The sequence below is a fragment of the Kitasatospora sp. NPDC097691 genome (assembly GCF_040302665.1).
Taxonomy (GTDB): Bacteria; Actinomycetota; Actinomycetes; order Streptomycetales; family Streptomycetaceae; genus Kitasatospora.
The window spans coordinates 1-14,118 of sequence record NZ_JBEORY010000021.1; the positions used below are offsets into that span (position 1 = coordinate 1).

General features: G+C 72.5%; 9 protein-coding genes. 8 read left to right on the forward strand and 1 reads right to left on the reverse strand.

Annotated elements, in window-relative coordinates:
* Positions 1 to 2,130: pyruvate dehydrogenase (acetyl-transferring), homodimeric type (aceE, locus tag ABTY56_RS17050; RefSeq protein WP_350629604.1), on the forward strand; the 2,130-nt coding region annotated here is incomplete at its 5' end.
* 155 nt (positions 2,131 to 2,285) lie between these two features.
* Here aceE and ABTY56_RS17055 read toward each other — a convergent pair.
* On the reverse strand, positions 2,286 to 3,890 hold the full coding sequence (locus ABTY56_RS17055; RefSeq protein WP_350629605.1) for an MFS transporter: 1,605 nt from the start codon (positions 3,888 to 3,890) through the stop codon (positions 2,286 to 2,288).
* Positions 3,891 to 4,106: 216 nt separating this feature from the next.
* Between ABTY56_RS17055 and ABTY56_RS17060 the strand changes: the two genes are divergently transcribed.
* The 7 genes from ABTY56_RS17060 (at position 4,107) to ABTY56_RS17090 (ending at position 14,029) form a co-directional block, all read left to right on the forward strand.
* Positions 4,107 to 4,805, forward strand: coding sequence for a TetR/AcrR family transcriptional regulator (locus ABTY56_RS17060; protein ID WP_350629606.1), 699 nt, complete (start codon positions 4,107 to 4,109; stop codon positions 4,803 to 4,805).
* Positions 4,806 to 4,910: 105 nt separating this feature from the next.
* Entirely contained in the window at positions 4,911 to 6,260 is a 1,350-nt protein-coding gene (locus ABTY56_RS17065) for a sensor histidine kinase (RefSeq protein ID WP_350629607.1), read from the forward strand.
* Positions 6,257 to 6,946, forward strand: coding sequence for a response regulator (locus tag ABTY56_RS17070; RefSeq protein ID WP_350629608.1), 690 nt, complete (start codon positions 6,257 to 6,259; stop codon positions 6,944 to 6,946). The genes ABTY56_RS17065 and ABTY56_RS17070 overlap by 4 nt, the downstream gene beginning before the upstream one ends.
* Before the next feature lie 125 nt (positions 6,947 to 7,071).
* On the forward strand, positions 7,072 to 8,193 hold the full coding sequence (locus ABTY56_RS17075; protein WP_350629609.1) for an alpha/beta hydrolase: 1,122 nt from the start codon (positions 7,072 to 7,074) through the stop codon (positions 8,191 to 8,193).
* A gap of 26 nt (positions 8,194 to 8,219) precedes the next feature.
* Positions 8,220 to 9,449 carry an acyltransferase family protein gene (locus tag ABTY56_RS17080; RefSeq protein ID WP_350629610.1) on the forward strand — a complete coding sequence of 410 codons (1,230 nt, stop codon included), beginning with the start codon at positions 8,220 to 8,222 and terminating at the stop codon, positions 9,447 to 9,449.
* A gap of 186 nt (positions 9,450 to 9,635) precedes the next feature.
* Positions 9,636 to 11,576: a galactose oxidase early set domain-containing protein gene (locus ABTY56_RS17085; protein ID WP_350629611.1), complete on the forward strand. Its 1,941-nt coding sequence runs from the start codon at positions 9,636 to 9,638 to the stop codon at positions 11,574 to 11,576.
* Positions 11,577 to 11,605: 29 nt separating this feature from the next.
* Entirely contained in the window at positions 11,606 to 14,029 is a 2,424-nt protein-coding gene (locus ABTY56_RS17090; protein ID WP_350629612.1) for a Dyp-type peroxidase, read from the forward strand.
* The last annotated feature ends 89 nt before the right edge of the window (positions 14,030 to 14,118 follow it).

The following is a 14,118-nucleotide window of genomic DNA, read 5'->3' on the forward strand; positions in this document are numbered from 1 at the left end:
GTCTCGATGGGCCTCGGCCCGCTCGGCGCGATCTACCAGGCCCGGATGAACCGCTACCTGGAGCACCGCGGCATCAAGGACACCTCCGACTCGCAGGTGTACGCCTTCCTCGGCGACGGCGAGATGGACGAGCCCGAGTCGCTCGGCCAGCTGTCCCTGGCGGCCCGCGAGGGCCTGGACAACCTGACCTTCGTGGTGAACTGCAACCTGCAGCGCCTCGACGGCCCGGTCCGCGGCAACGGCAAGATCATCCAGGAGCTGGAGTCCCAGTTCCGGGGCGCCGGCTGGAACGTGATCAAGCTCATCTGGGACCGCAGCTGGGACCCGCTGCTCGCGCAGGACCGCGACGGCGTGCTGGTCAACAAGCTGAACACCACGGTGGACGGCCAGTTCCAGACCTACGCCACCGAGTCCGGCGAGTACATCCGCGAGCACTTCTTCGGCTCCGACCTGCGCCTGCGCAAGATGGTCGAGAGCATGACCGACCAGCAGATCCAGCACCTGGGTCGCGGCGGCCACGACCACAAGAAGATCTACGCGGCCTTCAAGGCGGCCCGCGAGCACAAGGGCCAGCCGACGGTCATCCTGGCCCAGACGGTCAAGGGCTGGACGCTGGGCCCCAACTTCGAGGGCCGCAACGCCACCCACCAGATGAAGAAGCTGACGGTCGAGGACCTGAAGCGCTTCCGCGACCGGCTGCACCTGCCGATCACCGACAAGCAGCTCGAAGAGGGCTACCCGCCCTACTTCCACCCGGGCCGCAACTCGGAAGAGATCCAGTACATGCACGACCGCCGGCAGGAGCTCGGCGGCTACGTGCCGACCCGCAAGGTCCGCCCGCGCAAGCTGGAACTGCCCGGCGACGACGCGTACAAGGCGGTCAAGAAGGGCTCCGGCAACCAGACCATCGCCACCACCATGGCGTTCGTCCGGCTGCTCAAGGACCTCATGCGGGACAAGGGCATCGGCAACCGCTTCGTGCCGATCGCGCCGGACGAGTACCGCACCTTCGGCATGGACTCGCTCTTCCCGTCGGCGAAGATCTACAACCCGCTCGGCCAGACCTACGAGTCGGTCGACCGGGACCTCCTCCTCGCCTACAAGGAGTCGCCGACCGGCCAGATGCTGCACGACGGCATCTCCGAGGCGGGCTGCACCGCCTCGCTGATCGCCGCCGGCTCGGCCTACGCCACCCACGGCGAGCCGCTGATCCCGGTGTACGTCTTCTACTCGATGTTCGGGTTCCAGCGCACCGGCGACCAGTTCTGGCAGATGGCCGACCAGCTGGCCCGCGGCTTCGTGCTCGGCGCCACCGCCGGCCGCACCACCCTGACCGGTGAGGGCCTGCAGCACGCCGACGGCCACTCGCACCTGCTGGCCTCCACCAACCCGGGCGTCGTCGCGTACGACCCGGCGTACGGCTTCGAGATCGCGCACATCGTCCAGGACGGTCTGCGCCGGATGTACGGCTCCAGCGCCGAACACCCGAACGGCGAGGACGTCTTCTACTACCTCACCGTGTACAACGAGCCGATCAAGATGCCGGCCGAGCCCGAGAACGTGGACGTCGAGGGCATCCTCAAGGGTCTGCACAAGTACGCGCCGGGCACCGCCGGCCAGATCCCGGCCCAGATCCTCGCCTCCGGCGTGGCCGTGCCGTGGGCCCTGGAGGCCCAGCGCATCCTCGCCGAGGAGTGGAACGTCAAGGCCGACGTCTGGTCCGCGACCTCCTGGAACGAGCTGCGCCGCGACGCGGTGGAGGCCGAGGAGTTCAACCTGCTGCACCCCGAGGAGCAGCAGCGCGTGCCGTACGTCACCCAGAAGCTCCAGGGTGCCGAGGGCCCGGTCGTCGCGGTGTCCGACTGGATGCGCGCGGTGCCGGACCAGATCGCCCGCTGGGTGCCCGGCCAGTACCAGTCGCTGGGCGCCGACGGCTTCGGCTTCGCCGACACCCGTGGCGCGGCCCGTCGCTTCTTCCACATCGACGCGCAGTCGGTCGTCCTGGCGGTGCTCACCGAGCTCGCCAAGCAGGGCAAGGTCGACCGCTCGGCGCTGAAGGACGCGATCGACCGCTACCAGCTGCTGGACGTCACCGCGGCCGACCCGGGCGCCGCCGGCGGCGACGCCTGATCACCCTCCGGTGACCGAAGGGGCCGGACCTCCACAGGAGGTCCGGCCCCTTCGCGTTCCGCGTCCTGCTCCTCACACCGGTGCGAGGAGCCCGGCCGGACACCACGACGGCCCCGGACTCCGCCGAGTCCGGGGCCGTGGCGTTGCGGGGCCGGTCAGATGTGCACGGCGGGGCCCGCGTCGGTGGTGCCGCGGCGGGTGAGCAGGCCGAGCACGGCGGCGGCGAAGGCCACCACGGCGGCGACCGCGAAGGCGAGCGACATGCCGCTGACGAAGGACTCGTGGACGGCGCCGGCCATCGCGTCCACCGCCTGCTGCGGGGTGCCGGGCGGGGCCGGCGGGGCGATGCCGAGCTGGGCCGCCTGCTTGAGCCCCTCGGCCTGCGGGCCCTCGACGGGCGGCAGGCCGGCCTTGGCCCAGTTGCCGGGCAGCGCGTCGCCGACCTTGGCGGCCATCAGCGCGCCCAGCACCGCGGTACCCAGGCTGCCGCCGACCTGCATCGCGGCCTGCTGCAGGCCGCCGGCCACGCCGGACAGCTCCAGCGGGGCGTTGCCGACGATCACCTCGGTGGCGCCGACCATGACCGGGCTGATGCCGAGGCCCATCAGGACGAACCAGAGCGACATCACGCCGGTGCCGGAGCCGGTGTCCAGGGTGGACATGCCGAACATCGCGGTGGTGGTGATCAGCATGCCCGCCACGATCGGGATCCGCGGGCCGAGCTTGCCGATCGCGATGCCGGCCACCGGCGCGCCGATGATCATCATGCCGGTCATCGGCAGCAGGTGGACGCCGGCCTCGACCGGCTTCATCCCGTGCACGTTCTGCAGGTAGAAGGTCACGAAGAAGATCGCGCCGAAGAACGCGAAGGCCATCAGCACCATCAGCAGGACGCCCGCCGACAGCGGCACCGAGCGGAACAGGCCGAGCGGGATCAGCGGCTCGCGCGCCTTGCCCTGCCAGAGCGCGAAGAGCACCATCAGCACCACCGCGCCGCCCAGGAGCAGCAGCGTCCTCGCGTCGCCCCAGCCCCACTCGGGGGCCTTGATGATGCCGAAGACCAGTGCGAACATCCCCGCCGACAGCAGCACGATGCCGGGTACGTCGAAGGACTTGGCGGCGTTCTCGGCCCGCACGTCCCTGAGGATCCACAGGCCGAGCGCCAGGGCGATCAGACCGACCGGGATGTTGATGAAGAACACCGACTCCCAGCTGACGTGCTCGACCAGCAGGCCGCCGACGATCGGGCCGGCCGCGGTGGAGGCGCCGATCACGCCGCCCCAGATGCCGATCGCCATGTTGAGCCTGTCGGCCGGGAAGGCGCCGCGCAGCAGGCCGAGCGCGGCCGGCTGGAGCAGCGCGCCGAACAGGCCCTGGAGCACCCGGAAGGCGATCACGGTCCGGATGTTGCCGGCGAAGCCGATCGCGGCGGAGGTGGCGGCGAAGCCGACCGCGCCGACCAGGAAGGTGGTCTTGTGGCCGAAACGGTCGCCGATCTTGCCGGCGGTGATCAGGAAGACCGCCAGGGCGAGCAGGTAGCCGCTGGTGACCCACTGGATCTCGGAGGGCGCCGCGTTCAGCTTCTCCTGGATCACCGGGTTGGCGATGGCGACGATCGTGCCGTCCAGCGCGACCATCATGACGCCGACCGCGACGGTCAGCAGGGTCAGCCAGGGGTGCCCCTTGAGGCCGCCCCCGGACGGTGGCGTCGGCGGCGGTGCCGCGTCCGCCTCGGAGTTCTTGACGACGGACTGGCTCATCTGGGCCCTCCGGGGGCGTGGCTCGGTCGGAACGTGGTCGTGGCGCCCCGGCCCACCCGTCCCCACAGGTGCCCCGGCCCGACGGGCGCCACTCGCGGCAGATTATGTCAGCAACTGACATTCGGCAAACAGTGACTTCTGGCCATTACTGCCATTTGTCAGAACGCTAAGGTTGTGCTCCCACCCGCCACACCAGCGCCCCGGAAGGCCCCCGCCATGGCCGCTCACGCCCCCCGCCCCACCGGCACCCCGGAGGACCTCGGTCGGACACCCGGGCTGCGCGAGCGCAAGAAGCAACAGACCCGGTACGCCCTGGTCCAGGCCGCCCACATGCTCTTCCTCAGCCAGGGCTTCGCCCGGACGACCGTCGACGAGATCGCCTCCGCCGTCGACGTCTCCCAGCGCACCTTCTTCCGCTACTTCGCCAACAAGGACGAGGTCGCGCTCGCCGTCATGGCCGAGGCCGAGGACTACTTCATCGAGTGCCTGCGCCACCGCCCCGTCGACGAGGCCCCGCTGCAGGCCCTGCGCGCCTCGATCGTCAAGGCCTGGCGCGACCTCGGGAACGCCGAGGCCTCCGGCCCCGGCTCGATCACCAGCGCCCTCGAACTCATGCGGATGATCGAGGACGCGCCCACCCTGCTCGCCGCCCACCTGCGCCGGGTCACCGAACAGGAGCGGATCGTGGTCCGGGTGCTCGCCGAACGCGAGGGCCTGGACCCGCGCGAGGACCTGCGCCCCACCGTGCTCGCCGCCGTCTTCGGCAGCGTGCTGCGCGCCGCCCACCTGTCCTGGACCGCCGACCGCGAACCCGACGGCCCGGAAGGCATGATCGCCCTGATCGAGCGTCACTTCGACCAGCTCGGCCCCGCCCTGGCCGGCCACTGGCGCACCGCCGGACCGCAGCCCGAGTAGCACCCCCCTGTCATACCGGGGTATCACCCGGTACCCCGGTGGCAGCCGGAAGATCGCGCTGGAGTGCGACTCCCGTCGGGCGCCGCGCTCCTAGGCTGGCCCACGATGAAGAACCTCACCGTCGCCGATCTCCGCCGGACTGCGGGCCGCCTGCTGCGCTCGCTCTGGCTCCACCTCACCACACCGAGCGCCAACCACACCCCGCTGCTCGGGGAGTCGCCACGGGCCTGGCTGCGCAGGCTCCCGTACTTCGTGGCGCTGGCCCTGCTGTCCTCGCTGATCCCCACCGGGATCGTCGTCCTGGTCGACTCCTACGCCCTGGTGCTCCCGGTGGCCGGCGCGCTGACCGTCGCCCAGACCGTGCCGCTGCTGCTCGCCGTCACACGGCCGCTGCCCGCCTGGTGGATCAGCGCAGCCACCCTGGTCGCCACCGCCTCCGTCACCGCCCGGTACGACCAGCACGGCGGCACCTGGCCGTGGACCGCGCCCATGATCCTCGCCTACGTCTTCCTGCTGTTCGCCCTGGCACTGCGGGAGAGCCGGGCCACCCTGATCGCGGTCTGGGTCGCCACCGTCGCGCTCACCGCGCTCACCACCACGCTCGGCCTGCCCCGCTCCGGCGACGGCACCACGATGCTGATGATCGCGCTCAGCGGCGCCGCGCTGCTGCTCGGCTGGGCCGTCCGCGACCGCGCCGAGGCCCGCCGGCTGCTCAGCGAGCAGGAGCAGATCAGCGAGGTGGAACGCGAACGGCGCACCCTGCTGGAGGAACGCGCCCGGATCGCACGGGAGTTGCACGACGTGGTCGCCCACCACATGTCGGTGATCGCGGTCCAGGCCGCCAGCGCGCCCTACCGCATCCCCGACGTACCGGCCGACGCCGCCGAGGAGTTCACCGCGATAGCCGGCACCGCCCGGGAGTCGCTCACCGAGATGCGCCGGCTGCTGGGCGTGCTGCGCAGCGAGGAGTCCGGCGGGGAGACGGCCCCGCAGCCCGGCATCGGCCAACTCGCCCAGCTGGCCGAGACGGTCGGACGGGCCGGGGTGCCGGCCGAACTCGCGGTGGACGACGGGCTGGTGGCGGCGGTGCCGCAGGCCGTCGGCCTGTCGGCGTACCGGATCGTCCAGGAGGCGCTGGCCAACGTGGTGCGGCACGCCCCCGGCGCGCAGGCCTGGGTATCGCTCTCCGCGGACGGCCCGGCCCTGCTGGTGACCGTGGTCAACGGGCCGCCGCCGGAGCGCACCGAGTCGCTGGAGGCGTCGGCCGAGGGCACCGGGCACGGTCTGGTCGGAATGCGTGAACGCGTCCGGCTCGTCGATGGCAGGCTGGACACCGGCCCGCTGCCGGACGGCGGCTTCAAGGTGGCCGCCGTGCTGCCCCTCGACACCCCTGCCGACCGCGACGCCCGTGACGCCCGCGATCCGCTCGACACCCCCCGGGAGACCACCGCATGACCATCCGCGTGATCATCGTCGACGACCAGGCCATGGTCCGCGCGGGCTTCGCCGCCCTGCTGGGCGTCCAGAGCGACATCGACGTGGTCGGGGACGCGGCGGACGGCGCCCAGGCCCTGGAGGTCGTCGGCCGCACCCACCCGGACGTGGTGCTGATGGACGTCCGGATGCCCGTGATGGACGGCCTGGAGGCGGCCCGGCGACTGCTCGACCCGGCCACCGGTCCACGGGAAGGAGGGAGCGCCCACCGGCCCAAGGTGCTGATGCTCACCACCTTCGACGTGGACGACTACGTCTACGAGGCGCTGCGCGCCGGGGCCAGCGGCTTCCTGCTCAAGGACGCCCCGCCGGCCGACCTGATCGCCGCGGTCCGGGTGGTCGCCGCCGGCGAGGCGCTGCTCGCCCCCTCGGTGACCCGCCGGCTCATCGAGGACTTCGCCCGCACCCGCCCGGCCAAGCGCCACGACCCCAAGGTGCGGCTCAACGGCCTGACCCCGCGCGAGACCGAGGTGCTGGAGCTGATCGCCCGCGGCCTGTCCAACCAGGAGATAGCCGCGAAGCTGGTGCTCGCCGAACAGACCGTCAAGACCCACATCGGGCGCATCCTCGCCAAGCTCGACCTGCGCGATCGCGCCCAAGCGGTGGTGCTGGCCTACGAGTCCGGCCTGGTGACCCCCGGCCAGTAGGGGGGATGTCCCCCTGATACCCGGGTAGCACCCGGGAGTTGGCCCCGCGGTGTGACGTCCGCGGGGCCGTCGCGTTCCTACCTTCCTCCTCGTCGCAAGCCGAACGAACGAGGGGAAGAAGGACCATGCGCGGATTCCGGATCAGGCGGGCACTCGCCGCCGCGGTGGCACTGGCGGCGGTGCTCGGCACCGGCGGCTGGGCCGCCGACACCCAGACGCCCGTCACCGGTCCGCCGCCCGGCAGCGCCGCCTGGACGGCCGACACCTCGCTCGGCCTGAGCCTGCCCGACCCGGCCACCACCACCCCGGACCGGGTCGCCGCGTTCTTCGCCGCACTGGCACCGGCCGCACAGGACGCGCTGGCCGTCCGGCACCCGCTGGTGGTCGGCAACCTGGACGGCGCCCCGGTCGCACTCCGCTACCGCGCCAACGCCCTGGCCCTCGCCGCCGAACGCACCCGCGAACTCGCCCGCGCCGCCGACCCCGCCCGCACCCCGCAGGACCACGAGGCCGCCCGCACCCGCGCCGAGCGCTACCGCACCCTGCTGGACGGCGGACGGCAGGTCCTCGCCTTCGACCCGCGCGGCCGCGGCCAGGTCGCCGAGGTGTACGGCGACCTCGCCGGCGCCCGCCGCACCGCCGTGATCGTCCCCGGCTCGGACATCGACCTGCTCGACTTCGACCGCACCGCCGATCCGTACGGAACCCCCGCCGGCATGGCCCGCGCGCTGTACGAGGCCACCGGCCGGCAGACCGCCGTGATCGCCTGGACCGGCTACACCACCCCGGTCGGACTCGGCCTCGACGCCGCCACCGAGGACCTCGCCCGGGCCGGCGCCACCCGCCTCACCCGGCTGCTCGACGGACTCGCCGTCAGCACCCGCCCCCAGGCCCCGGCCACCGTGTTCTGCCACAGCTACGGCTCGGTGGTCTGCGGCCTGGCCCGCCCCACCCCGGCCCAGGCCTCCGGCGTGGTGGTGCTCGGCTCCCCCGGCATGGGCGTCGACTCGGCCGCCGGCCTCGACCCGCACGTCCCGCTGTGGGCCACCGCCCGCAACGGCTCCGACTGGATCGGCGACGTGCCCAACGTCCGGCTGCTCGGTCTCGGCCACGGCGCCGACCCGACCGCCCCCGGCTTCGGCGCCCGCCCGCTGCCCGCCACCGGATCCCGCGGCCACACCGGCTACTTCGCCCCCGGCACCGCCTCGCTCGCCGCCTACGCCGCCGTCGCCCTCGGCCGCGCCTGACCGCCCGCACCGGAAGGAGCACCACCATGGCCCACCCCCTCACCGCCCTGCGCCGCGCCGCCCGACAGGTCGACGCCCGGACCCCCGCCACCCGCGACCGCGCCCTGGACGGCCTGCGCGCCCTCGCCCTGCTCGCCGTACCGGTCGGGCACTGGATGCTCGGCGGCTTCACCCGCTCCCCCGACGGCGCCCTGCACAACGCCAGCCCGCTCTCCTCACTCGGCTTCTTCGCCCCGATCAGCTGGGGGCTCCAGATGCTCGGGGTGTTCTTCCTGGTCGGCGGCCACTCCTCGGTCCGCTCGCTGGAACGGTCCCGCGCCCGGGGCGAGTCCTACGGCGGCTGGCTGCGCGCCCGTACCGTCCGGCTGCTGCGCCCGGTGCTCGGGGTCACGGCCGTCTGGGCGCTGCTGATCCCGCTGCTGCCCGCGCTCGGCGTCCCCGCGGACACCCTGCGCACCGGCGCGACGCTGGTGGTGCAGCCACTCTGGTACATCGCCGTCTACCTGGGGCTGACCGCGCTCACCCCGCTCTGCGTGGCCGCCGGACGCCGGCTGGGCGGCTGGTCGGCGGGCCTGCTGGTGACCTCGGTCGCCGCCGTCGACCTGCTGCGGTACGGGCCGTGGGCGCAGGCGGTGCCGTCCTGGGTCGCGCTGCTGAACATCCTGCCGGGCTGGCTGTTCGGCTACCAGCTCGGCGTGCTCTGGGCGCAGGGCCGGCTCGGACGGCCGACCGCCCGGGTGCTGCTGCTCGGCGGCGGCGCTCTGTTCGCCACCCTGCTGCTGGTGTTCCACTACCCGGCCAGCATGGTCGGCGTGCCCGGGGCCGAGCGCACCAACTCGCACCCGCCGTCCCTGCTGGTGCTCGCCCTGGCGGCCTTCCAGTGCGGCGCCGCGGTGCTGCTGCGGGAGCGGCTGGGCCGGCTGCTGACCCGCCGTCCGCTGCTGTGGCTGCCGGTGGTGGTGGTCAACCTGTCGGCGATGACGATCTTCTGCTGGCACCAGAGCGCGATGCTCACGGTGGCGGTGCCGGGCGCGGCCGCCCTGGGCAGCGTCCCCGGCCTGACCACCGCGCCGGACTCGCTCGGCTGGGTGGCCGCCCGGCTGGCGCTGCTGCCGCTGTTCGGCGCCGTCCTGGTGTCGATCGGGTGGTTCACCCGGCGGTTCGACGGGCCGTGGACGTCCTTCTCCCGGGCCGGCAAGGCGACGGCCGGCGCTGCGGCGGCCCTGTTCGCGGCGTACGCGCTGGGCGTGGTGTGACCCGCGCCGGGCGGGAAGCGGCCCGCATCGGACGGCGTCACCGAGCGGATGTATCCGCATGCGAACCACCACGCACTGTGATCTCCTGTGACGGTCGGCGACCATCGCAGGACCGCGCCCGCCCACGGCCGTCCGTCCGCATTCGCCACCCCCTCCCCCGAACACCCCGCACTCCCGAGGAGTCCCATGTCCCTGTCCCCACCACGCCCTCGACCGCGGCACGGGGCCCGCCGCCGACTGGCGGGCACCGCCGTGGTCCTCGCGGTGACCGCCGGCACCCTGCTGAGCAGCGTCGCCCCGGCCCTCGCCCACGGCGGACCGGCCGCCCCCGGGGCCGACGACCTCACCCCGCACGTCGACTCCCCCCGGGTGATGGCCGAACTGCGCGAGGACGAGGTCGCGGCGCTCGGCCAGGAGCACGCCGAGGAGCACGCCCGGATGCGCGCCGCCATCCGCGGCATCGGCGACTACCCGCAGACCACCCGCACCAACCGGTACAACGCGCTGACGGCCTCCCAGGCCGATCGCAACAAGGCCTTCGCCCCGGAGACGTTCGGCGCGTTCAACCAGTACTTCGACTCCCCCGACTTCGGCGACCACGTCGCGCTGCTGCCGACCGGCAAGGTGCTGCTGTTCTCCTTCGAACGGATCGAGACCAACCCGGAGAAGGAACCCGCCCCCACCCAGACCACCGGCAAGGAGAACGCCGGCCGGGCCTTCCTCTGGGATCCGAAGAAGAACTACGGGCCGGACGCGTTCAAGCAGGTCAACCCGCCGGTCGTCGACATGCCGGACGGCCTCGGCGAGCAGCGCCCGGCGCCGTTCTTCTGCTCCGGCCACTCCTTCCTGCCCAACGGCATGCTCGGCGTCTTCGGCGGCAACCTCGGTGGCAACGGCGGCACCGGCGCCAAGCTCTCGCTGATCTTCGACCCGTGGACGGAGACCTGGACCCGCAACCCCGACATGTCGGTGGGCCGCTGGTACCCCTCGGTGGTGACCGGCGCCGACGGCCGCCAGCTGATCATGTCCGGCCAGTCCGAACTCGGCTACGGCACCCCGACGCCGGTGGTCGAGCGGTTCCCCGCCAAGCCCTTCGCGGTGCCGGTGCAGAAGACCGACCTCCCCACGAACACCCCGGTGGACCGGTTCAAGGTCGACGCCCCGTTCACCACCGACTACCCGCACCTGTTCTCGCTCAACGACGGCAACATCTACGGCTTCGGCCGCCAGGCCGCCGAGCAGTGGAAGTTCGACCCGGTCGCCGAGTCCCGCACCGACCTGGCCGCCCGCCCGGACGGCCGCAAGCGCAACTACGGCTCCGCCGTGCTGCTCCCCAACGGCGCCAACGGCCCGGACTCCGCGCTGGTCCTCGGCGGCGACCGGGACAACCCGAGCACCCTGCGCTTCTCCAACGGCACGTGGACGGCCGAGAAGTCCCGCGCCTTCGGCCGCACCCAGGACGACACCGTCCTGCTGCCCACCGGCCGGCTGATGACCGTCAACGGCGCCTATGACATCCGCGACTACGGCAACGGCCCGTACAACCCCAACGCGGACCTCAAGTACCGCCAGATCGAGCTGCGCGACGACCAGGGCAACTGGCAGCTCGGCCCGGTCCAGCGCCTGCCGCGCGGCTACCACTCCAACGCGGTCGTGCTGCCCGACGGACGCGTCCTGGTCACCGGCGACGAGCTCCAGCAGTTGGCCAACAACACGGACGTCAACCGCACGGTGAGCGGCATCCCCGGCACCACCGGCCCGGTCACCATGAACGGCACCATCGAGATCTACGAGCCCGCCTACCTCCACCAGGGCGGCGGCCGGCCCGACCTGGACGACGCGCCGACCGTGCCGATCGGGTACGACAAGAAGTTCACCGTCTCCAGCTCGACCTCGGACCAGGTGGTCAAGGCCGTCCTGCTCGCGCCGACCACGTCCACCCACTCGGTCAACACCAGTCAGCGCCACCTCGACCTGCGGATCACCAGCCAGGCCGGCAACCGGCTCCAGCTGCAGGCCCCGCCGGACGCCAAGGCCGCGCCGCCCGGCTGGTACATGGTCTTCCTCCTCAACGGCAAGGGCGTGCCCAGCGAGGCGAAGTGGATCCAGCTCAGCCCGTCCGCCTGACCCCACCCCACAGCGAAAGGAACACACCCATGGCAACGGACCTGAGCCTGCGCGAGAGCGACGAGATCCAGGGCGACGTCCTCGCAGGCTTCAAGAAGGACAACGTCAGCGTCCTCTTCCTCAAGTTCGAGGACGCGGCACGCGCGCGCGACTGGCTCCGCAAGCTGACCCCGCAGATCTCCACCACCCGCGAGGTCGCCGCGTTCAACGAGGCGTTCAGCGAGGCCAGGCAGGCCTCCGGCGGCGACGACCCCAAGTCGCTGACCGCCACCTGGCTCGGCATCAGCTTCACCTACGAGGGCCTGCTGATGCTCTCCGGCACCGACCCGCTCGCGACGCTCCCGCAGGGCGACACCGGCCTGAAGGCGTTCAAGGAGGGCGCGGCGAAACGGGCCGGCGGGCTCGGCGACACCGGCGACAACTCCCCGGAGAACTGGCTCTTCGGCAACGGCAGGACCCAGTCGGTCCACGCCGTCCTGAAGATCTCCGCGGACACCGAGAAGGACCTGCAGACGGCCGTCGAGGCCCAGCGGATCGCCGCCGCCGAGTCCCGGGTCGTGATCGTCTACCAGCAGAACGCGAAGACCCTCCTGGGCAGCCGCCGCGGCAAGGAGCACTTCGGGTTCAAGGACGGCATCAGCGAGCCCGGCGTCAAGGGCTTCGACCGGCCCAGCCCGACCGATCCGGAGCAGGTGGACGGCCACCCCGGCACCCGGATCATCCCGGCCGGCGAGTTCGTCTGCGGTCTGGACAACGACCAGTTCAGCTTCCCCAAGGACCAGTTCCCGGCCTGGACGCTCAACGGCTCCTTCCAGGTGGTCCGCCGGCTCGCCCAGGACGTCCCCGGCTGGTGGTCGCAGGTCGCGATCAAGCTGGGTGAACTCCGGAAGGCCAAGGCCGTCCCGGACCACGCCACCACCGAGTGGCTGGCCGCCCGGATGGTCGGCCGCTGGCGCTCCGGCGCCCCGGTCTGCCACTTCCAGGACCGGGACGTCCCGAACAACCCGACCGCCGCGAGCGACAACGCCTTCGACTTCTCGGACGACCCGGAAGGCCTGGTCACCCCGCTCTGGTCGCACCTGCGCAAGACCGAGCCGCGCGCCGGCCTGCAGGAGAGCCCGGACAAGCCCCCGTTCCCCGCCGACATCCTCAACGGCCGGCGGATCATCCGCCGCGGCACTCCGTACGGAGAACCGTTCGACCCGGCCTCCGAGGGCCCGGGCGGCCCCGACGACCCGCGCGGGCTGCTGTTCATCTGCTACCAGGCGGACCTCAAGCGGCAGTTCGAGTTCATCCAGGCCAGCTGGATGGACCGGGCGAACTTCCCGCCCAACCGCTCCTCGCAGGACACCACGCCGCCCGGGCACGCGAACCCCAGGCCCGTGCCCGGCCGGGACCCGGTCACCCAGAACTGCACCGACCCGGACACGGGTGAGGTCACCCCCGTCGACTACGAGAGCCGGGACACGAGCGGCCTGATCCAGCACACCCCGCTGAACTTCGCCCAGTTCGTCCAGACCACCGGCTCGGTGTACGCCTTCATGCCCTCGATGAGCATCCTGCGGGGGCTGAGCGAGGGCCGGCTCGCCCCGGTGGCCGGGCAGACCACCGGAGGCCAGGGCACTCAAGGCCAGACCACCGGCGGGCAGACCACCGGCGGCCAGACCGGAGGCGGTCGGCCGCAGCCCGCGCCGCAGCCGGTGAAGGCGTACCCGTGCGACGAGTTCGTCGGTGTCCCGGACCAGTACCGCCGGGCCGGCCAGAGCCGCTACTGGGCGTTCCACGGCGACCTCTGCCGGCTGATCTCGGTCGCCGACGGCTCCGCCCACACCGACCGCAAGGTCGAGGACGACACCTGGCTGACCGGCTGGTCCTGCCTGCAGGGCGTCGGCCGGGTCGACTGCTTCCTGCCCGTGCCGGACCAGCAGGACCCGGCCGGCAAGAGCTGGTACTGGGTCTTCCACAGCACCGCCGGCCGCCAGCAGTACCGGCTGGTCTCCATCACCTGCGGCGGCGGCCGGTACACCACGGCGCTCGAACGCTCCGACCGCGACCTCACCTCCTGGGGCTCGCTCAGCGGCGTCGGCCAGGTGGACTGCTGGCTGCCCGTCCCGGACCAGCAGCGGGTCGGCGGCAAGAGCTGGTACTGGTGCTTCCACACCACGGCCGGCCGCCAGCAGTACCGGCTGATCTCGATCGCGGACGGCTCCTCGCACACCGACGTGCGCGAACGCACCGACCGCGAACTCTCCCAGTGGAGTTCGCTGAACGGCCTGAACCGGGTGGACTGCTTCCTGCCCGTCCCGGACTGCCAGCGGGTCGGCGGGAACAGCGAGTACTGGGTGTTCAGCGGCCAGAACTACCGACGGATCTCGATCGCCGACGGCAGCGGCCACCCGGACCGGCTGGTCGCCGCCGACCGCTCCTGCGACGCCTGGGCCTCGCTCTCCTGACGCGGATCCCACCGTCCCACCGACGACGCGCCCCCGCCGCGCCACCGCGCGCTCCGGGGGCGCGTTGTCACTGCCCTGCTCTAACCTGC

What these genes read in the sequence shown, in the direction of transcription:
- ABTY56_RS17055 (WP_350629605.1), bottom strand. Translation starts at nt 3,890, where the DNA reads ATGAGCCAGTCCGTCGTCAAGAACTCCGAGGCGGACGCGGCACCGCCG.
- ABTY56_RS17060 (WP_350629606.1), top strand. Translation starts at nt 4,107, where the DNA reads ATGGCCGCTCACGCCCCCCGCCCCACCGGCACCCCGGAGGACCTCGGT.
- ABTY56_RS17065 (WP_350629607.1), top strand. Translation starts at nt 4,911, where the DNA reads ATGAAGAACCTCACCGTCGCCGATCTCCGCCGGACTGCGGGCCGCCTG.
- ABTY56_RS17070 (WP_350629608.1), top strand. Translation starts at nt 6,257, where the DNA reads ATGACCATCCGCGTGATCATCGTCGACGACCAGGCCATGGTCCGCGCG.
- ABTY56_RS17075 (WP_350629609.1), top strand. Translation starts at nt 7,072, where the DNA reads ATGCGCGGATTCCGGATCAGGCGGGCACTCGCCGCCGCGGTGGCACTG.
- ABTY56_RS17080 (WP_350629610.1), top strand. Translation starts at nt 8,220, where the DNA reads ATGGCCCACCCCCTCACCGCCCTGCGCCGCGCCGCCCGACAGGTCGAC.
- ABTY56_RS17085 (WP_350629611.1), top strand. Translation starts at nt 9,636, where the DNA reads ATGTCCCTGTCCCCACCACGCCCTCGACCGCGGCACGGGGCCCGCCGC.
- ABTY56_RS17090 (WP_350629612.1), top strand. Translation starts at nt 11,606, where the DNA reads ATGGCAACGGACCTGAGCCTGCGCGAGAGCGACGAGATCCAGGGCGAC.